At 61.8% G+C, this 21,017-nt stretch carries 7 protein-coding genes; 6 read left to right on the plus strand and 1 reads right to left on the minus strand.

Annotated features, from left to right (window positions below; genetic code table 11):
• Positions 1 to 32: 32 nt before the first annotated feature.
• From CEC48_RS19025 to CEC48_RS19035, 3 genes are all read left to right on the plus strand, one after another.
• Positions 33 to 656 carry a TetR/AcrR family transcriptional regulator gene (locus CEC48_RS19025; RefSeq protein ID WP_088425141.1) on the plus strand — a complete coding sequence of 208 codons (624 nt, stop codon included), beginning with the start codon at positions 33 to 35 and terminating at the stop codon, positions 654 to 656.
• Between the two features lie 99 nt (positions 657 to 755).
• Entirely contained in the window at positions 756 to 1,544 is a 789-nt protein-coding gene (locus tag CEC48_RS19030; protein ID WP_088425142.1) for an ABC transporter substrate-binding protein, read from the plus strand.
• A 66-nt stretch (positions 1,545 to 1,610) separates the two neighbouring features.
• Complete coding sequence (locus CEC48_RS19035) at positions 1,611 to 2,624, plus strand: GNAT family N-acetyltransferase (protein ID WP_088425143.1); 1,014 nt, start codon at positions 1,611 to 1,613, stop codon at positions 2,622 to 2,624.
• Positions 2,625 to 3,486: 862 nt separating this feature from the next.
• On the opposite strand, the gene CEC48_RS19040 is transcribed toward CEC48_RS19035, so the two are convergent.
• On the minus strand, positions 3,487 to 4,038 hold the full coding sequence (locus tag CEC48_RS19040; protein WP_076953019.1) for an RNA polymerase factor sigma-70: 552 nt from the start codon (positions 4,036 to 4,038) through the stop codon (positions 3,487 to 3,489).
• Between the two features lie 279 nt (positions 4,039 to 4,317).
• On the opposite strand from CEC48_RS19040, the gene CEC48_RS19045 reads away from it, so the two are divergent.
• From CEC48_RS19045 to CEC48_RS31605, 3 genes are all read left to right on the plus strand, one after another.
• Positions 4,318 to 5,076, plus strand: a complete 759-nt coding sequence (locus CEC48_RS19045; protein ID WP_088425144.1) for a thioesterase II family protein — start codon at positions 4,318 to 4,320, stop codon at positions 5,074 to 5,076.
• 61 nt (positions 5,077 to 5,137) lie between these two features.
• Positions 5,138 to 18,082, plus strand: coding sequence for a non-ribosomal peptide synthetase (locus CEC48_RS19050; RefSeq protein ID WP_088425145.1), 12,945 nt, complete (start codon positions 5,138 to 5,140; stop codon positions 18,080 to 18,082).
• A 189-nt stretch (positions 18,083 to 18,271) separates the two neighbouring features.
• On the plus strand, positions 18,272 to 20,980 hold the full coding sequence (locus CEC48_RS31605; RefSeq protein ID WP_176438736.1) for a hypothetical protein: 2,709 nt from the start codon (positions 18,272 to 18,274) through the stop codon (positions 20,978 to 20,980).
• Positions 20,981 to 21,017 lie beyond the last annotated feature (37 nt).

Raw genomic sequence — 21,017 nt, forward strand, 5'->3', positions numbered from 1 at the left:
CCAAGACGTAACCAGAAGTTAAGGAGAGCAGCATGGATGAGCAAAAAGCCCTGCGGGTGATGCACACCATGGTAGACGCCGGGCAACTGACCGACCCCGACAGTGCCCGTGGCAAGCTGCTGCAAACCGCGGCCCACCTGTTTCGCAACAAGGGTTTTGAGCGCACCACCGTGCGCGACCTGGCCGGCGCGGTGGGGATCCAGTCCGGCAGCATCTTTCATCACTTCAAGAGCAAGGACGAAATCCTGCGGGCGGTGATGGAGGAAACCATCCACTACAACACGGCCCTGATGCGCGCTTCCCTGGCCGAGGCGAACAACGTGCGCGAACGCGTGCTGGCGCTGATTCGCTGCGAATTGCAGTCGATCATGGGCGGCAGCGGCGAGGCCATGGCGGTGCTGGTGTACGAATGGCGCTCACTGTCGGCCGAGGGCCAGGCCCAAGTGCTGGCCTTGCGCGACGTGTACGAAGACATCTGGTTGCAGGTGCTGGGGGAAGCCAAGGAGGCGGGTTATATCAAGGGCGACGTGTTTATCACCCGGCGTTTTTTGACCGGCGCCTTGTCCTGGACCACCACCTGGTTTCGTGCCCAGGGCAGCATGACCCTGGAGCAATTGGCCGATGAAGCCTTGCTGATGGTTTTGAAAGCTGACTAGCCCGTTCGCGCAAGCTATTAATTGTGTGGCAGAAAGTTGTCTCGATAGACAAAAACGCCTAGCTTAGCGGGATCAAAGTTTTCGACGGTGTGTGCCTTGATGTTTTCGCCTTGGCGATTGGCTGCAGGACTCTCAATTTTGGCGCTTGGCGCACTGTGGCTGATGCCGGTTTCGGCCGCTCAATTGGTGAGGATCGGTGCTGCGCATTTTCCTCCGTACACCGTGCGCCCGGAGCAGGGCGCCGACACCGGTTTGCTGCCGCAACTGGTAGAAGCCTTGAACGCGCTGCAAACCGACTACCAGTTTGTGCTGGTGCCCACCTCGATTCCCCGGCGTTTTCGCGACTTCCAGCAAGGCCGGGTCGACATGGCGATCTTCGAAAACCCGAAATGGGGTTGGCAGGATATTCCCCACACCGCAGTCGACATGGGCCTTGAGGACGCGGAAATCTTCGTTGCCCAGCAGGAACCCGGTCGCGATCAATCCTATTTCACTGACCTGGCCGGCAAGCGCCTGGCGGTGTTCAGCGGCTATCACTACGCGTTCGCCAACTTCAACCCCGACCCCAAATACATGGCGGAGCACTTCAACGCCACGTTGACCTATTCCCACGACAGCAACCTGCTGATGGTCGCCCGGGGCCGTGCCGACATCGCCCTGGTGACGCGCTCCTACCTCAGTGACTTTCTGGTGCGCAACGCCGATACGGCGGGGCAGTTCCTGGTGTCCGAGCGAATTGATCAGGTGTACCACCACTACGCATTGCTGCGGCCCAAGGCGCCGATCACGGGGCCGGCGTTCGCCGGGCTGCTCAAGCAGTTGCGGGACAATGGCCAGTTGCTGAAGATCTTCGAGCCTTACCGCATCGATGTGATGCCGGTGCCCTGATCGTCTAAATTTTTGCCCTTGGCTCACGTCACTTGTTGAACTGTCGACGATTCGTGAGCCCATCCCATGTCCAATCTGAATGACCTGTCTGCCCTGCCATTGCCGGCGGGGCCTGCCCTGAATGCTGATGAAACTGACAGCCGGCTGAGCCTCACGCTTGAGGGTCAGCCGCTGATTCGCTTGCGCCTTGAGCGGGTCGATGAGCTGCAGGTGCATTTGCAGGAGCCCGGCAGTGTGCCGGCTGCCCGTGCGTTGTGGGCGGCCTGTTACTGGTTGTTTGCCAAAGAGCCTGGGCGTCAGCGTCTGGTTTGGCGCCTTGAGCATGCGCCGGATGATGCGTTGCGCAGTGGGCTGCTGGTGGCGACTGAGGTTGCCGGGCAGTTTTATTGTGAGCGCACGTTGTTTTGGCAATTGCCGCAACCTTGGTTGGGGCAGTCCCTCAGTGGTAGCTATCCGCAGCAGATGATCATCAGTGGCGGCAAGCGTCATCCTGCCCGTGCGCCGAAGCCGCGGGGTGAGGTTTATCGGCGGTTTGATGCGCGGTTGGGGGCGTGGATTTCACTGCGCACGGTGGAGATTGATGTTGATCTGGCGCGGTTTAATCGTTGGCAGAACAGTACGCGGGTGGCGAATTTCTGGCAGGAAAGTGGCAGCCTGGAGCAGCATCGGGAGTATTTGGACAAGCTGGAAGCGGATCCCCATGCGTTGACGTTGATGGGCTGTTTTGACGATGAGCCGTTTGCTTATTTCGAGGCGTATTGGGCGAAGGAGGATCGGATTGCGCCGTTTTATGATGCGGGGGATTACGATCGCGGGATTCATATGTTGGTAGGGGAAGAGCATCACCGGGGGCCGCATAAGGTAGCGAGTTGGCTATCGGCGTTGGTGCATTACCTGTTTCTTGATGATCCGCGTACGCAGCGTGTGGTGGCTGAGCCTCGGGCGGATAATGGGAAGATGATTGGGTATATGCAGAATCAGTGTTTCCACTGTGAGAAGGAGTTTGATTTTCCGCATAAGCGGGCGGCGTTGATGATTCTGGGGCGGGAGCGGTTTTTTGAGCGGTGTGGGTTGGTTTGACCGAGTACATATCCGTTGCTGCGGTAACGGCTGCTTATGGTTCCGCTCTTACAGCGGGTCACTTTTGAAAAGCCGGAATGCCGGCCCAGTCAAAAGTAACCAAAACGCTCTGCCCCGCCTGTCGGCACCTCGCCTAGGCTCGGCGTGCCCTCACTCCGGCATCGCGAAGCGGGCCGCCGCGACGGCCCGTCCCTGGCCCGTCGCGGCTAAACCGGCGTCCTGCCGGTTTACCCGCTCCGCAATACCTGCGTTCGGCCTCGGGCTGAATGGGGCAGTCAGATCAAGATCAACAGCAGATCAAGAACACAGCGGCCTACCGGCCGGCTTGAGTGTTAGAAGCAAGGTCAAGGTCAAGGGCCAGAGCGAGAGCGAAAGCAGAGCTGCTTTTATGTGGGAGCGGGCTTGCTCGCGAAAAACCCGAGAACAGCGCGTTCATTCAGGATGCCAACGTCATCGTTAACGACCTTCGCGAGCAAGCCCGCTCCCACATTTGGACCGTGCCCGCTTTTGTTTTTGATTTTGCCGTTGCTCTACACCACTCAAGCCGGCCGGTAGGCCGCTGTGCTTTGCTTTTGATCTTGATCTTAGGCGCCCCGTTAAACCACGCTGGCCGAACGCAGGTAGTACGGAGCGGGTAAACCGGCAGGACGCCGGTTTAGCCGCGACGGGGCAGGGACGCCCCGTCGCGGCGGCCCGCTTCGTACTACCGGAGAGAGGGCACACCGAGCCCAAGCGAGGTGCCGAGTGGTGGGGCAAGAGCGTTTTGCTTACTTTTGCGCTTTTCAAAAGTGAGCCGCTGTAAGAGCGGAACCAATCGAAGCCATCATCCAAATAACGGATATGTACTCAACAGCAGAGCCAATCAAACCCGCCGCGCAAACGTGTCGCTATGGGTCCCGGAAACCTTCCGACAATGCACCAACGCATCCCGAATCATAAAGTTCACGAGCGTCGGCGAAACCCCCAGCTCCTTGGCAATATCCTTCTGCGGCACCCCATGCAACCGGTACATCTCAAACGCATACCGCGTGCGCTGAGGCAGCTCGGTCAACGCATCCGCGATGTTTTCCAGGGTGGAGAAATTGATGTGCGAAGTCTCAGGTGAAGCCCCGTGAATAACCACATTCAAGCCTTCCTCTTCAGTGCCGGAGTACTTCAACTCCAGCGCCTGCTTGCGGTAGTGATCAATCGCCAGATTACGCACGATCTGGAACAGGTAACTGAGCTGTGCCTTGAACGACGACGTAATGGTCGGTGCCGATTGCAACCGGAAGTAGGCGTCTTGCACCACATCTTCGGCGCGGGAACGACAGCCGGTAATACGCGCTGCGATCTTGACCAGGATCAGCCGATTATCGACAAAGGCCTGGAGGAGGGGTGAGTCGCACCTGCCTGTGGATACTTGTTCCGTCATGGAAGTCACCTTGTTGCAAGAGAAGGTTGGGGGAGGGCGTCCTTGCTGAGGCCTCCTACACATCGGGCAACAAATTATGCTTAATGATAATGATTGTCAAATGAGAAGACGAACTAATCTTATGCATTATCGAGAGAGGTGAACCGCGTCTGCTGACTAATTATTTCCAGGTGCCATCCGTTCTCATGGGTGAAAGGCCAGTTAACAAACCGGCCAAGGATCAGCACCTGGAGGAAGACAAAATGGGTTTTTATCGTGTGAGCAGAGGGGTGGTCTGAAATGAACACACCGGCTCGATTACGCCTGTTTTGCCTGCCTTATTCCGGCGCCAGTGCCATGGTCTACAGCCGCTGGCGGCGGGCGCTGCCCGAGTGGTTGCAGGTGCGGCCGCTGGAACTGCCGGGGCGCGGCATGCGCATGGACGAGCCCTTGCAGCGCGACATCAAGGCATTGGCCGGGCAACTGGCCGATGAGATCAGCGCCGAGCTGGACGGCCCCTACGCCTTGTTCGGCCACAGCCTCGGCGGCCTGCTGGCGTTCGAGTTGGCCCATGCCCTGCGTGAACGCGGTGTACCGCAACCACTGGCGCTGTTCGCCTCGGGCACCGCCGGCCCGGCCTGTCGCGATGTGAGCGAATACGCCGTCGAGAAAAACGACGAGCAACTGATCGCCCGCCTGCGTGAACTCAAAGGCACGGGCGAAGACGTGCTGGCCAACGCCGAACTGATGCAGTTGATGCTGCCGATTCTGCGGGCCGACTTCCTCCTGTGCGGCAGTTTCGAGTACGGCGAGCGCGAGCCCCTGACCCTGCCGATCCACGTATTTGGCGGCAAGCAAGACAGCGTGCGCGCCGATCAACTGCTGGACTGGCAACAAGACACCGCCAGCGGTTTTTCCCTCGACATGTTCGACGGTCACCACTTCTTCCTGGTGCAGCACGAGAGTTCTGTACTGCGCTGTGTGCGGCGTTACGCCGACGAACACCTGGCCCGCTGGCGCAATGGCGCGGCGCGGCAGATGGCCCGGGCGATCGGCTGAACAAGCCACCTGGCCACACATTCCCCGATTTCCCAGTAAGCCGATTTCAGGCAGGAACCCCATGATGGACGCCTTCGAACTTCCCCGCACCCTGGTCCAGTCCCTTCAACGCCGCGCCGCGCAAACCCCGGATCAACTGGCGTTACGCTTTCTCGCCGAGACGGCCGAGCAGAGTGTTCTCCTCAGTTACCGTGACCTCGACCTGCGCGCCCGCACCATCGCCGCCGCCTTGCAGGCCAACGCCGACCTGGGCGACCGCGCGGTGCTGTTGTTCCCCAGCGGGCCGGATTATGTCGCGGCGTTCTTTGGTTGCCTGTACGCCGGTGTCATCGCGGTGCCGGCGTATCCGCCGGAGTCCGCCCGCCGTCATCATCAGGAGCGGCTGCTGTCGATCATCGCAGACGCCGAGCCCCGGTTGCTGCTGACCACCGCCAGCCTCGGCGATTCGCTGGCGCAGCTGGAAGGCGCGCCACAGTTGCTGTGCGTTGACCAACTGAGTGCCAACATCGCCACCGACTGGATGGCCCCGAACCTGGAAGACGATGACATTGCCTTCCTGCAATACACCTCCGGCTCCACTGCGTTACCCAAGGGCGTGCAAGTTACCCACGGCAACCTGGTGGCCAACGAGCTGCTGATCCGCCGGGGCTTTGGCATCGACCTGAACCCCGACGACGTGATCGTCAGCTGGTTGCCGCTGTACCACGACATGGGCCTGATCGGCGGCCTGCTGCAACCGATCTTCAGTGGTGTGCCGTGCGTGCTGATGTCGCCGGCGTACTTCCTCGGCCGGCCATTGCGCTGGCTGGAAGCGATCAGCGAATACGGCGGCACCATCAGCGGCGGGCCGGATTTTGCCTATCGTTTGTGCAGCGAACGGGTCAGTGAATCGGCGTTGGATCGCCTGGACCTGAGCAAGTGGCGCGTGGCGTATTCCGGCTCCGAACCGATTCGCCTCGACACCCTCGAACGCTTCGCCGAGAAGTTTGCCGCGTGCGGTTTTACCTCGAATAATTTCTTCGCCTCCTACGGGTTGGCCGAGGCCACCTTGTTCGTTGCCGGCGGCACCCGTGGCCACGGCATCCCGGCGCTGCGCCTGGACGAACAGGCCCTGGCCGCCAACCGCGCCGAGCCTGGGCAGGGCGCGGCGATCATGAGTTGCGGCACCAGCCAGCCTGAACATGCAGTGCTGATTGCCGAGCCCGCCACCCTGGCGACGCTCCCAGACAATGCCGCCGGTGAAATCTGGGCCACCGGCCCGAGCATCGCCCACGGTTATTGGCGCAATCCTGAAGCCACCGCCAAGACCTTTGTCCAACACGAAGGCCGGACTTGGCTGCGTACCGGCGACCTGGGGTTTATCCGCGAAGGTGAAGTATTCATCACCGGCCGCCTGAAAGACCTGCTGATCGTGCGGGGCCACAACCTCTATCCCCAAGACATTGAACAAGCCATCGAGCGCGAAGTGGAAGTGGTGCGCAAGGGTCGGGTCGCGGCGTTTGCGGTGAATGACCAGGGCCTGGAAGGCATCGGCATCGCCGCCGAAATCAGCCGCAGCGTGCAGAAAGTCCTGCCGCCCGAAGCGCTGATCAAGGCGATTCGCCAAGCGGTGGCCGAAGCCTGCCAGGAAGCACCGAGCGTGGTGGTGTTGCTCAACCCCGGCGGCTTGCCGAAAACCTCCAGCGGCAAGGTGCAGCGTTCGGCGTGCCGTACACGCTTGGCGGATGGCAGTCTCGACAGTTATGCACAGTTCCCGGGCGTGCAAGCGCAGGTCGGCGACGCGGCGCTGGAATCCGAACTGCAAAGCCGGATTGCCGCGATCTGGTGCGAGCAATTGCAGGTGGCGCAGGTCGCCGCTGATGATCACTTCTTCCTGCTGGGCGGCAACTCCATCAGCGCCACCCAGGTGGTCGCTCGCCTGCGGGAAACCCTCGGCCTGGAGCTGAACCTGCGCCTGTTGTTCGAAGCGCCAACCCTGGCCGCCTTCGCTACCAGTGTTGCGCAATTGCAGCAGGACGGCGGCGTTGCCCAAGGCGCGATCCATGCCCTGTCGCGCCAGGAAGACCTGCCGCAATCCCTCGCGCAAAACCGCCTGTGGATCAACTGGCAACTCGATCCGCACAGCAGCGCCTACACCATTCCCGGCGCCCTGCGTTTGCGCGGCGAGCTGGCTGAAGATGCGGTGCGCTCAAGCTTCCAGCAACTGATCCAACGCCACGAAGCCCTGCGTACGCGCTTCTTTGAACGCGATGGCCAAGGCTTCCAGCGGGTCGACCCCAAGGTTGATTTCGACCTGCAAGTCATCGACCTCGGCGACCTGCCTGCCGCCGAGCGTGAAGCCCGCGCGAACCAGATCCGCGAAGACGAAGCCCGCACCCAGTTCGACCTGGAGAAGGGCCCGCTGCTGTGGGTGACGCTGGTGCGCCTGGATGACGAAGATCACCAGTTGCTGGTGACGATGCACCACATCATCGCGGACGGTTGGTCGCTCACCGTGTTGATCGACGAATTCTCCCGCTTGTACGCCGCCGCCTCCCAGGGCCAAACCCTGGAGCTGCCGGCGCTGGCCCTGCAATACGCCGACTACGGCAGTTGGCAGCGCCAGTGGCTGGCCGAAGGCGAGGGCCAGCGGCAACTGGCTTACTGGAAAGCACAGCTTGGCGACGAACACCCAACCCTGAGCCTGGCCACCGATCACCCGCGCTCGGCACATCACATACGCAGTGCTTCCCGTCACAGCGTACGCGTAAGCGCGAACCTCGGCGAAGCCATTCGCAAGACCGCCCAAGCCCACGAGTCCACCCCGTTCATGCTGTTGCTCGCGGCGTTCCAGAGCCTGCTTTATCGCTACAGCGGCCAGCGCGATATCCGCATCGGCGTGCCCAACGCCAACCGTCCGCGCCAGGAAACCCAAGGCCTGATCGGCTTCTTCATCAATACCCAGGTGCTACGTGCAGAGCTGGACGCGCGCCTGCCCTTCAGCGAATTGCTGACGGCTACCCGCAACACTGCCCTTGGCGCCCAGGCCCATCAAGACCTGCCGTTTGAGCAACTGCTGGAAGCCTTCCCGCAAGCCCGGGAGCAAGGCCTGTTCCAGGTGATGTTCAACCACCAGCAACGCGACCTCAGCGCCTTGCGCCGCCTGCCGGGCCTGCTCGCCGACGAGCTGGCATGGCACAGCCGCGAAGCCAAGTTCGACCTGCAACTGCACAGCGAAGAAGACCGCAATGGGCGCCTGAGCCTGTCCTTCGACTACGCCGATGAGCTGTTCGACGTCGCCACCATCGAGCGACTGGCCGAGCACTTCATCAACCTGCTGCAAGCCGTCTGCGAACAGCCGCAACAAGCCATCGGCGATTTGAACTTGCTGCACGCCGATGAACACACCCAACAACACCAATGGAGCGCAGCGCCGTGCACGGCGGCGCAGCACTGGCTGCCGGAACAACTCAACCAACAGGTCTCGGAACGCACCGCACTGGTGTGGCAGGACGGCAGCCTGACCTTTGCGCAGTTGCACACCCAGGCCAACCGCCTGGCCCACTACCTGCGCGACAAGGGCGTGGGCCCGGACGTGTGCGTGGCCATCGCCGCCGAGCGTTCGCCGCAACTGCTGATCGGCCTGCTGGCGATCATCAAGGCCGGCGGTGCCTACGTGCCGCTGGACCCGGACTACCCCGCCGAACGCCTGGCCTACATGCTCAAGGACAGCGGCGTGCAACTGCTGCTGACCCAGACTTCGCTGCTGGAACAATTGCCTGCGGCTGAAGGCGTCTGCGTCATCGCCATGGACAGCCTCAATCTGGAAAGCTGGCCGACCCACGCACCGGGCCTGCACTTGAATGGCGACAACCTCGCCTACGTGATCTACACCTCCGGCTCCACCGGCCAGCCCAAGGGCGTGGGCAACACCCATGCCGCGCTGGCCGAGCGTTTGCAGTGGATGCAAGCTACCTACCAACTGGATGAAACCGATGTGCTGATGCAAAAGGCGCCCATCAGTTTCGACGTGTCGGTGTGGGAGTGTTTCTGGCCGCTGATCACCGGTTGCCGCCTGGTACTGGCCGGCCCCGGCGAGCATCGTGACCCGCATCGTATTGCCCAGCTGGTGCAGGAACACGGCGTGACCACGCTGCACTTTGTGCCGCCGCTGTTGCAGCTGTTTGTCGATGAACCGTTGGCCGCTGAATGCACCAGCCTGCGTCGCCTGTTCTCTGGCGGTGAAGCGCTGCCCGCCGAGCTACGTAACCGGGTGTTGGCGCAGTTGCCGGCGGTGCAGTTGCACAACCGGTATGGCCCGACCGAAACCGCGATCAACGTGACGCACTGGCATTGCCAGGCGGATGACGGCGAGCGTTCGCCGATTGGCCGGCCACTGGGCAATGTGATTTGTCGAGTCTTGGACGATCAGTTCAACCCGCTGCCGGCCGGTGTACCGGGTGAGTTGTGCATCGGCGGCATCGGCCTGGCCCGCGGTTACTTCGGGCGTGCCGGGCTGACCGCTGAACGGTTTGTCGCCGACCCGTTGGGCGAGGCGGGCGCACGCCTGTATCGCACCGGTGACCGCGTGCGCTGGAGCACCGACGGTGTGCTGGAATATCTCGGACGCCTGGATCAGCAGGTGAAGTTGCGTGGCTTCCGTGTAGAACCGGAAGAAATCGAAGCCCGCCTGTTGGCCCTCGATGGTATCGCCCAAGCGGTGGTGCTGGTGCGCGAAACCGCTGGCGGTGAGCAGTTGATCGGTTACTACACCACCAGCGAACCGCTGGATGAACACGACGTAAAAGCCGCCCTGGTCGCCGAGCTGCCGGAGTACATGGTGCCCGCGCAATTGATGCGCCTGGACACAATGCCCCTGAGCCCCAGCGGCAAACTGGATCGCCGCGCCTTGCCGGAACCGGTGTGGCAGGTGCGTGAGCACGTCGAACCGCAAACACCGCTGGAGCAGCAAATCGCCGCGATCTGGCGCGAAGTCTTGGCCCTGCCACGCATCGGTCTGCGGGACGACTTCTTCGCCCTCGGCGGCCATTCGTTGCTGGCCACGCAAATCATCTCCCGCACCCGTCAGGCCTGCGACGTCGAGCTGCCGTTGCGCACGCTGTTCGAAGCCAGCGAGCTGGGCGATTTCGCCGAGCAAGTCCGCCTGATCCAAGCCTCGGGCCAGCGCAACCAACAGTTGGCCATCGGCAAAGTCGACCGCAGCCAACCGGTGCCGCTGTCCTATTCCCAGCAGCGCATGTGGTTCCTCTGGCAGATGGAGCCCGACAGCCCGGCGTATAACGTCGGCGGCATGGCGCGGCTGCGCGGGGTGCTGGACGTGGGGCGTTTCGAGGCGGCGTTGCAGGCCTTGATCATGCGTCACGAAACCCTGCGCACCACCTTCCCGAGCATCAACGGCGTGGCGCAGCAGAAGGTCGCGGCGCAAACCGGCGTGCGCATGGATTGGCAGGATTTCTCGGCGTTCAATGAAGCCGAGCGCCAACGGCGCGTACAGCAACTGGCCGACCACGAAGCCCATACACCTTTCAATCTGGAAACCGGCCCGCTGCTGCGCGCCTGCCTGGTCAAGGCCGGTGAGCAGGAACATTACCTGGTGCTGACCCTGCACCATATCGTCACTGAAGGCTGGGCCATGGACATCTTTGCCCGTGAACTCAGCGCACTGTACGAAGCCTTTATCGACGACCGCGAATCGCCGCTGGCGCCGCTGCCGGTGCAGTACCTCGACTACAGCGTGTGGCAACGCCAGTGGCTGGAATCCGGCGAACGCCAGCGCCAACTGGATTACTGGACCGCGCAACTGGGCACTGAACATCCACTGCTGGAGTTGCCGGCCGACCGCCCACGGCCACCGGTGCAAAGCCACCAGGGCGAGCTGTACCGTTTCGATTTAAGCGATGACCTCGCTGCCCGCGTGCGTGCCTTCAACGCCGAGCGCGGCCTGACCCTGTTCATGACCATGACCGCCACCCTCGCGGTGTTGCTCTACCGCTACAGCGGCCAGACCGACCTGCGTATCGGGGCGCCAGTGGCCAACCGGATTCGCCCGGAGAGTGAAGGGCTGATCGGTGCATTCCTCAATACCCAAGTGCTGCGTTGCCAGCTCAACGGTCAGATGAGCGTCGGCGAATTGTTCGACCAGGTTCGCCACACGGTGATCGAAGGCCAGTCCCATCAAGACCTGCCGTTCGACCACTTGGTGGAAGCCCTGCAACCACCGCGCAGTGCTGCTTACAACCCGCTGTTCCAGGTGATGTGCAACGTGCAACGCTGGGAATTCCAGCAGAGCCGCACCCTGGCCGGGATGACCGTCGAGTACCTGGCCAACGATGCCCGCGCCACCAAGTTCGACCTCAACCTGGAAGTCACCGACCTCGACCATCGCCTGGGTTGCTGCCTGACTTACAGCACTGATCTGTTCGACGAGCCGCGCATTGCCCGTATGGCCGCGCACTGGCAAAACCTGCTGGAAGCCTTGCTGGCCGATCCGCAACAACGCCTGAGTGAGTTGCCGTTGCTGGAGGCTGGCGAACAGCGCTCCCTGCAAGACAGCCTCGGCATTGAAGCGGGCGAGCATCGCCTCGATCAGTGCATTCATCACCTGTTCAGCGAGCAGGCCCTGGCCCGTCCCGATGCCCCGGCGTTGACCTTTGCCGGGCAGACCTTGAGCTACAGCGAACTCGACAGCCGCGCCAATCGCCTGGCCTGGATGCTGCGTGAACGTGGCGTGGGCCCTCAGGTGCGGGTCGGCCTGGCGCTGCCGCGTTCGCTGGAAATGGTCGTCGGCCTGCTGGCGATCCTCAAGGCTGGCGGCGCCTATGTGCCGCTGGACCCGGAATACCCGCTGGACCGCTTGCACTACATGATTGAAGACAGTGGCATCGGCCTGTTGCTCAGCGATGCTGCAATGTTCGAGGCGTTGGGCGAGCTGCCTGCCAGCGTCGGCCGCTGGTGCCTGGAAGATGACCTGCCGACCCTGGCCAGCTACCCGGCCAGTGAGGTGCCTTTCATCAGCCTGCCGCAACATCAGGCGTACCTGATCTACACCTCCGGCTCCACCGGCAAGCCCAAGGGCGTGGTGGTGTGCCACGGTGAAATCGCCATGCATTGCCGGGCGGTGATCGAACGCTTCGGCATGCGCCCCGATGACTGCGAGCTGCACTTCTATTCCATCAACTTCGACGCCGCCACCGAGCGTCTGTTGGTGCCGCTGCTCAGCGGCGCCCAGGTGGTTTTGCGTGCCCAGGGCCAATGGGACGCGGAAGAAATCTGCGGGCTGATTCGTCAGCATCGCATCAATATCCTCGGCTTCACTCCGAGCTACGGCAGCCAGTTGGCGCAATGGCTGGCCACGCAAAATCAGACCTTACCGGTGCGCATGTGCATCACCGGCGGCGAAGCCTTGACCGGCGAGCACTTGCAGCGCATCCGCGCCGCGTTCAAGCCGGCGCTGTTTTTCAACGCCTATGGCCCGACTGAAACCGTGGTGATGCCGCTGGCCAGTCTGGCCCCGGACACATTGGAAGAGGGCGCCGGCAGCGTGCCGATCGGCAGCATCATCGGCGCGCGTGTGGCCTACATTCTGGATGCGGATTTGGCCCTGGTGCCGCAAGGCGCGACCGGCGAGTTGTACGTCGGCGGTGCCGGCCTGGCCCAGGGGTATCACCAGCGTCCGGGCATGACGGCGGAGCGGTTCGTGGCGGATCCGTTTGCCATGAACGGCGGTCGCCTGTATCGCACCGGCGACCTGGTGCGCCAGCGTGCCGATGGCCTGGTGGAATACCTCGGCCGTATTGACCACCAAGTGAAGATTCGAGGTTTCCGCATCGAGCTGGGGGAAATTGAAACCCGCCTGCTGGAACACGAAGCGGTGCGTGAAGCGGTTGTGCTGGCGCAGGATTCGCCGAGCGGCAAACAGTTGGTGGCCTATCTGGTCAGCGACGAAGAGCAGGGCGCGTTGCGCGAATCCCTCAAGGCGCATCTGAAAGCCCAGCTGCCGGACTACATGGTGCCCGCGCACTTGATCGTGCTGGACAGCATGCCGCTGACCGCCAACGGCAAACTCGACCGCCGCGCCTTGCCGCAGCCGGATCCCGAGGCGAATCGTCAGCATTACGTGGCGCCACGCAACGAGCTGGAGCAAACCCTGGCGGCGATCTGGTGTGCGGTGTTGAACGTGCAACAGGTCGGCCTCGACGATAACTTCTTTGAGCTGGGCGGCGACTCGATCCTGTCGATCCAGGTGGTCAGCCGGGCACGGCAGGCGGGGATTCATTTCAGCCCGCGTGATTTGTTCCAGCACCAGACCGTGCGAACCCTGGCCGCCGTGGCGACCCGCACCGAACAGGTCATCGCCGAGCAAGGCGTGTTGACCGGCGCTTCCGGGCTGACACCGATCCAGCACTGGTTCTTCGACACCGACATCCCCGAGCGCCAACACTGGAACCAGGCGCTGCTGCTGGAGCCGGCTCAGGCCCTCGAACCCCATCGCCTGGAACAGGCGCTGCTGGCGGTGCTGGAACACCACGATGCCCTGCGCCTGAGCTTCACCCGGCGCGATGCCCAATGGCACGCCGAACACTTGGCGGTGCCGGAAGGCGGCCTGCTTTTGCAAGCCCAGGTGCCGGACATGGAGCAGTGCAGCGCGCTGTTCAGCGACACCCAGCGCAGCCTCAACCTCGCCCATGGCCCGCTGTTGCGCGCCCTGCTGGTAGACGGGCCGCAAGGCCAGCGGCGCCTGCTGATCGCGATCCATCACTTGGTGGTGGACGGTGTTTCGTGGCGTGTGTTGCTGGAAGATGTGCAGACCGTGTATCGCCAGTTGAGCGACGGCCAGCCCGTCAGCCTGCCGGCCAAGACCAGCGCCTTGCGCGACTGGGCGGCCCGTTTGCAGGCTTACGCCGGCAGCGAGTCCCTGCGTGAAGAACTGGACGTGTGGCAGCAGCAGTTGGCCGGTCCCTCCGTTGAATTGCCGGTGGACCGCCCGCAAGGCTCGCTGCGCAACCGCGACGCCGATACCGTCAGCGTGCGCCTGGACGCCGAGCGTACCCGCCAGCTATTGCAGCAGGCGCCAAGCGCTTACCGCACCCAGGTCAACGATTTGCTGCTGACCGCCCTGGCCCGTGTGCTATGCCGCTGGAGCGGCCATGAATCGGCACTGATCCAGCTCGAAGGCCACGGCCGCGAAACCTTGTTCGACGAGATCGACCTGACCCGCAGCGTCGGCTGGTTCACCAGCGCCTACCCGCTGCGCCTGACCCCGTTGCACATCGAAGACGCCGCCGGGCAGGGCGCCTCGATCAAGGCGATCAAGGAGCAACTGCGCGGCGTGCCCCACAAGGGTTTGGGTTATGGCGTGCTGCGCTACCTGGCCGACGACCTGTGCCGCCAGACCATGGCCGCGCTGCCGACGGCGAACATCACCTTCAACTACCTCGGCCAGTTCGACCAGAGCTTTGGCGCCGACGCACTGTTCCACCCGCTGGACGAGTTCGCCGGTATTGCCCATGACCCGGACGCGCCGCTGCCCAACGAGTTGAGCGTCGACAGCCAGGTGTACGGCGGTGAACTGGTGCTGCGCTGGACCTTCAGCCGTGAGCGCCATGACCGCCAGACCATTGCAGAACTGGCGGACGCTTACCTGGCGGAACTGCAAAGCCTGATCGAGCATTGCCTCAAGGACGACGCGGGCGGCCTCACACCGTCGGACTTCCCGCTGGCGCACCTCACGCAGGGGCAACTCGACGCGCTGCCGGTGCCGGCCAATGCGATTGAAGACGTGTACCCGCTGACCCCGATGCAGGAAGGCCTGCTGCTGCACACCCTGCTGGAACCGGGCACCGGCCTCTATTACATGCAGGACCGCTACCGTATCAACAGCGCCCTCGACCCCGAGCGTTTCGCCCAGGCCTGGCAGGCAGTAATCGCCCGTCACGAAGCCTTGCGTGCCTCGTTCTGCTGGAACGTGGGCGAAGACATGCTGCAGGTTATCCACAAGCCCGGCAGTACGCCGATCGAATACCTCGACTGGAGCGCCGAGCCTGAAAGTGAACAGGAACCGCGTCTGCAAGCGCTGCTCAAAAGCGAGCGTGAAGCCGGCTTCGATCTGCTCAACCAGGCACCGTTCCACCTGCGGCTGATCCGCGTGGGTGAGGCCCGCTACTGGTTCATGATGAGCAACCACCACATCTTGATTGATGCGTGGTGCCGCTCGCTGTTGATGAACGATTTCTTCGACATCTACATGGCCCTTGGCGAAGGTCGCGATGCGCAACTGGCGATGCCGCCGCGTTATCGCGATTACATCGCCTGGCTGCAGCGCCAGAACCTCGCCGAAGCGCGCCAGTGGTGGCAGCAGAACCTGCAAGGCTTTGAGCGCACCACGCCGATTCCGAGCGACCGGCCGTTCCTGCGCGAACATGCTGGCCACAGCGGCGGCATGGTGGTGGGCGACTGCTACACCCGCCTTGATGTGCGCGACGGTGCGCACTTGCGCGAGTTGGCCCAGGCGCATCAACTGACGGTGAACACCTTCGCCCAGGCGGCGTGGGCCCTGGTGCTGCGGCGCTTGAGCGGTGATCGCGACGTGCTGTTCGGCGTCACCGTGGCCGGGCGCCCGGTGGAAATGCCAGAGATGCAGCGCACCGTCGGGCTGTTTATCAACAGTATCGCGTTGCGGGTCAAGCTGCCTGAGGACGATCAGAAGTTCAGCGTGCGCCAATGGTTGAACGGCCTGCTCGACAGCAATATGCAACTGCGCGAGTACGAATACCTGCCGCTGGTGACCATCCAGGAACACAGCGAACTGCCCAAGGGCCAGCCGCTGTTCGACAGCCTGTTCGTGTTCGAAAACGCTCCGGTGGAAGTCTCGGTGCTGGACCGTGCGCAAAGCCTGAACGCCACCTCGGATTCCGGTCGCACCCACACCAACTTTCCGCTGACTGCCGTGTGCTACCCGGGCGATGACCTGGGCTTGCACCTGTCTTACGATCAGCGTTATTTCGATGAAACCACCGTGCAAGGCATGCTCGGCGAATTCAAGCGTTTGCTGCTGGCGCTGGTGCAGGGCTTCCATGGCGACATGGCCGACTTGCCGTTGATTGGTAAGCAGGAACGTGAGTTCCTGGTGGACGGCTGCAACCAGAGTGAGCATGCGTATCCGCTGGAGCACAGCTACGTCGAACTGTTCGAAGCCCAGGTGGCGCAGCATCCGCAGCGCATCGCCGCCAGTTGCCTGGATCAGCAATGGAGCTATGCCGAGTTGAACCGGCGCAGTAACCGCCTGGGCCATGCGCTGGTTGGCGCCGGTGTCGGGCTGGATCAACCGGTGGCGTTGCTGGCTGAACGTAATCTGGATTTGCTGGGGATGATCATCGGCAGCTTCAAGGCCGGTGCCGGTTACTTACCGCTGGATCCGGGGCTGCCGACGCAACGCTTGAGCCGAATCATCGACCTGAGCCGCACGCCATTGCTGGTGTGCACCGAGGCTTGTCGGGAGCAGGCGGATCTGTTGCTGGAAGCGTTCGCCTGTGGCGCGCGGCCGAAGTTGCTGGTGTGGGAGGCGCTGGTTGGCTCCGAGGAAAACCCGGGGATCTACAGCGCGGCGGATAACCTTGCCTACGTGATCTACACCTCGGGCTCCACCGGTTTGCCCAAGGGTGTGATGGTGGAACAGCGCGGCATGCTCAATAACCAGTTGAGCAAGGTGCCGTATCTGCACCTGACTGAGCACGATGTGATCGCCCAGACGGCCTCGCAAAGTTTCGATATCTCGGTGTGGCAATTCCTCGCTGCGCCGCTGTTCGGGGCGCGGGTGGATATTGTGCCGAACACCATTGCCCATGATCCGCAAGGCTTGCTGGCGCATGTCCAGGCCCAGGGCATTACTGTGCTGGAGAGCGTACCGTCGCTGATCCAGGGCATGCTCGCTCAGGAACGCATGAGCCTGGACGGCTTGCGCTGGATGCTGCCGACGGGTGAGGCGATGCCGCCGGAGTTGGCGCATCAGTGGTTGCTGCGTTATCCGGATATTGGCCTGGTCAACGCGTATGGCCCGGCGGAGTGTTCGGATGACGTGGCGTTCTTCCGCGTCGACCTGGCGTCGACCCGTGGCACTTACCTGCCGATTGGCACGCCGACCGACAACAACCGTTTGTACCTGCTGGATGGCGCGCTGGAGTTGGTGCCTCAAGGTGCGGTCGGCGAGTTGTGCGTGGCGGGGACTGGCGTGGGTCGTGGTTATGTCAGCGATCCGCTGCGCACGGCCCAGGTGTTTGTGCCTAATCCATTTGGCGCGGCGGGGGAGCGGCTGTATCGCACCGGCGACCTGGCGCGTCGGCGCAGCGATGGCGTGTTGGAGTACGTCGGGCGCATCGACCATCAGGTGAAGATTCGCGGTTACCGGATTGAGCTGGGTGAAATCGAAGCGCGTTTGCATGAACAACCTGAAGTGCGGGATGCGGCGGTTGGGGTGCAAGAGGGCGTCAACGGCAAGCACCTGGTGGGCTACCTGGTGGCGGCGGATGCGCTGTTGAATCCGGGCGAGCGCCTTGACCGCATCAAGCAACGCCTAAGGGCCGAGCTACCGGAATATATGGTGCCGCTGCATTGGTTATGGCTGGATCGTTTGCCGTTGAACGCCAACGGCAAGCTGGACCGCAAGGCTTTGCCGGAACTGGAGATTGGCCAGTTGCACAGCCAGGATTATCTGGCGCCGCGTAATGAGCTGGAGCAGACGTTGGCCGGGATTTGGGCTGAGGTGTTGAAGGTTGAGCGGGTGGGTGTGCAGGACAACTTCTTTGAGTTGGGTGGGCATTCGTTGCTGGCCACGCAGATTGCGTCGCGGGTGCAGAAGACGTTGCAGCGGGATGTACCGTTGCGGGCGATGTTCGAGTGCAGCACGGTGGAGGCGTTGGCGGGGTATATCGAGGGGCTTGCGGCGAATGAGATCAGTGCAGGGACGGTGGATCGGTTGAGTGATTTGATGGCGGAGCTGGAGGGGTTTTAAGTCGGTCAGGTGCTCGTCCGGTGCACTATCGGGCTGGCTACCGTTGATCGGGTTAGTGCCCCTGCGGGGGCAGAACTGTCAATTCTCACAGTAGGCAAGGTTCCAGTTCAGCGCGCTAGATAACCCAGTCGTTACGGCTTGCCGGTAGAGCGGCCAATGGTTATCCCTTCCTGAACAGGAGTTCTTGTCGTGGTTAAAAAAACACTCCCCGAAACCACAGCCGTCCTATCAGACGCTGCCAACCCTGAATTGCCTTACGTACAGATTCAATACGCGATCAACAACAGCTTGCTTTATCCCATCGATGCCAGGGATGGCACGCTTGCGACGATCACCGTGCCGAACATGCAGGCTGCCCCCGTCACGTTGTATTGGGCAATCAAGGACCAGCCGGAGCCAGCGTTCGAACCGATTGAAGTCCCCGGCAGCACCGACGGCCATGTTGAGATCCCGGTTCCCTGGCAATGGGTCAGCACCTGCATCGGGCATACGGTGCTGATCTGGTACACCGCTACGGTGGCCGGTCGGCTTGAGGAATCACTGGTGCTGGAGTTGGAGATCCAGGACGTCAGGGAGGCTGATCTTCGCGTGTCATTGCCAGTGTTCCTGCATTCCAGGCTGGAATGGAGCACATGGTGGCTGAACATGTACGAGTTCCAGGGCGACGAAACCATCCAGATCAAGGCATGGCCCATGATCCAGGCCGGTCAGCGGTTATTTGTCACCGTCGCCGGTGACCAGCACATTGTGCCGTATCAATTTATCTGGGTGGCCTATGACCATGTCGTGACCGCCGCCGAGGCACATGTCGACCATCTGTTCGAGTTCAGGCTGGCTCGCGGTTGGATGTCGCGCCGGGAAGACTATTCAGCCCTGACAACCCATATGGGGGTCATCTGGGACGGTACTGCGCCGATACTTCCGACACCGGATGATCCCGTTCATGAGAATCCGCTGCCTATCAATGCCCAGGATTTTCACCTGCGCACGACTACGCTGTTGCGGGTTGACCCGGCACTGGACTTGCCACCGCCGCATCTTAAGGAGTCCACGGAGTTCAACGGCAGTTGGGTAGTCAACCCGACCAACACCTTGAACGGCGCACACATAGTGATTACCTACGAGGGTATACATGCAGGTGATCGTGTTTGCCCCACGTTTTCCGGCACGCCTGGCCTGGGTTCGCCAGCGATTGAATGCCGTACCGTGCAAGCGGGCGAAACCTCGTTGGAGTTCCGGGTGCCACCCTCGGCGATCAGCGCCAATTTCGCGCAGAACGTTACGTTGACCTATACGGTATCCCACAGTGGTACTGGCCCTTGGTTATCTCCACCGCGGGTGGTGAATATCCTCGATGTCGCCGGGCTGCCCTCCCCACAGGTGGAGCAAGCTACGGGTAACACGCTAGACCTTAATACGTTCTCTGGTGACGCCGATTGCACGGTCATAACCTGGCCTTACATTGAGTTGGGGCAACGCTGCTGGTTATGGGTAACCGGCAAACTTGAGGACGGTAGCACCTACAGCTTCCAGGTTTTGGAGGGTGAGCCTGTGACCGAGCAGTGGCTGGGGAGTGGCGTCAACACTCCCTTGCCCCGTAGCGAACTGAAGAAGCTGGCGGATTGCAGCGAGTTCGAAGTGCATTTTGCGGTGAACTTTAATGGCTTGGCCGATAAGGCCTCCGCCAAGAAGTTTCCGGTACTGACATTGGGGATTGTCCAGGAAGATTTGGTGCTTGATGCACCCACCGTGCGCGAAGCGGTAGGGTCACAGTTGACGGTCTACAACGGTCGCGACGGGGTGACCGTGCGGGTGGCATACGAGGGGATCAATCCGCTTCAGACCATCAACGTGTGCTGGACACAACCGGACGGCAGTTGTTTGCCCCTGGCGTCGAAACCTGGCACCAGCAATCCCAAGTACGTCGACTTCCAGATCCCGCGTGAAGCCGTGATCGAGGGCAGCGGCAAAACGGTCACGATCAACTACACCGTTATCAGCGCGTGCAAACATGCCACTTCTGAAGATCTGAACCTGCAGATCAGCGTACCGGTGCGTTTGCCCACGCCGGTAGTGCCAGAGGCTACACCGCCGGCCACCCAGGGAGGCATTCTGGACCTGCGAACCTTTAACGGGGATGCGCATATTACCGTGGAGAAATGGTGGTTCATTTTGGCGGGCCAGGATGGTTGGCTGGACTGTATCGGGACCAAGGATGATGGTTCTGCCTACACCATCAGGGTGATGATTGGCGAGCCGATTACCGATAGCGATGTGGGAAATGGCCTGTCCCGAGTGCTCAAGCGCGAAGAGTTGGAGAAACTGCGTAATCAAACTTCCTTGCTCGTCGTATTCAAGGCGACGACGCAGATCGGTGGCACTTTATCTAATTCGATAGAGTTTCCAACCTTGCAGTTGGAGTTTGGCAAGCGCTTCAGAGACGAGACGGACTTTGATCCCGATTACAAGGGATGGAACAACTGGCAGAAAGGGGCGGGTGCTACGGACCCGAGGGACCTGGAACTGAAATATGGGGCAGGCCCGCAATCGACACCGGTTTACTACTTGCTCGATTGGGGCTACACCGACACGAGCAACCCGGTCACTCAGCGGGAGAAGCTGTACAAGGTGTTTACCGAGCTGGAGTCGGGGCGTAATTACAGGTTCAGCGCCTGGGTTCGTGATAACAGCGGCGTAGGCAACAAACCTCGGATGGTGCTGGTTGCTCAAGGGATTGAAGTCACTCCCGTCACAGAGCCGGGTACAGCCTGGCAACTGCTTCAGGGCGTGTTCGTTGCCACTTCAAATACGATGCGACTCAGCGTTGATAACCTTCGAATGGGAATAGCGCCCGGCAACGACTTTGACGTGACGTTACTTATCGTGGAAGAGGTGTGATCGGCTTGGGCCGAGGCGTATAAACGAAAAGGCCTCC

This window comes from Pseudomonas sp. K2I15 (assembly GCF_002204795.1).
Lineage (GTDB): Bacteria > Pseudomonadota > Gammaproteobacteria > Pseudomonadales > Pseudomonadaceae > Aquipseudomonas.

Coding starts and splice junctions, on each gene's coding strand:
- CEC48_RS19025 (WP_088425141.1), top strand. CDS start 33: ATGGATGAGCAAAAAGCCCTGCGGGTGATGCACACCATGGTAGACGCC.
- CEC48_RS19030 (WP_088425142.1), top strand. CDS start 756: ATGTTTTCGCCTTGGCGATTGGCTGCAGGACTCTCAATTTTGGCGCTT.
- CEC48_RS19035 (WP_088425143.1), top strand. CDS start 1,611: ATGTCCAATCTGAATGACCTGTCTGCCCTGCCATTGCCGGCGGGGCCT.
- CEC48_RS19040 (WP_076953019.1), bottom strand. CDS start 4,038: ATGACGGAACAAGTATCCACAGGCAGGTGCGACTCACCCCTCCTCCAG.
- CEC48_RS19045 (WP_088425144.1), top strand. CDS start 4,318: ATGAACACACCGGCTCGATTACGCCTGTTTTGCCTGCCTTATTCCGGC.
- CEC48_RS19050 (WP_088425145.1), top strand. CDS start 5,138: ATGATGGACGCCTTCGAACTTCCCCGCACCCTGGTCCAGTCCCTTCAA.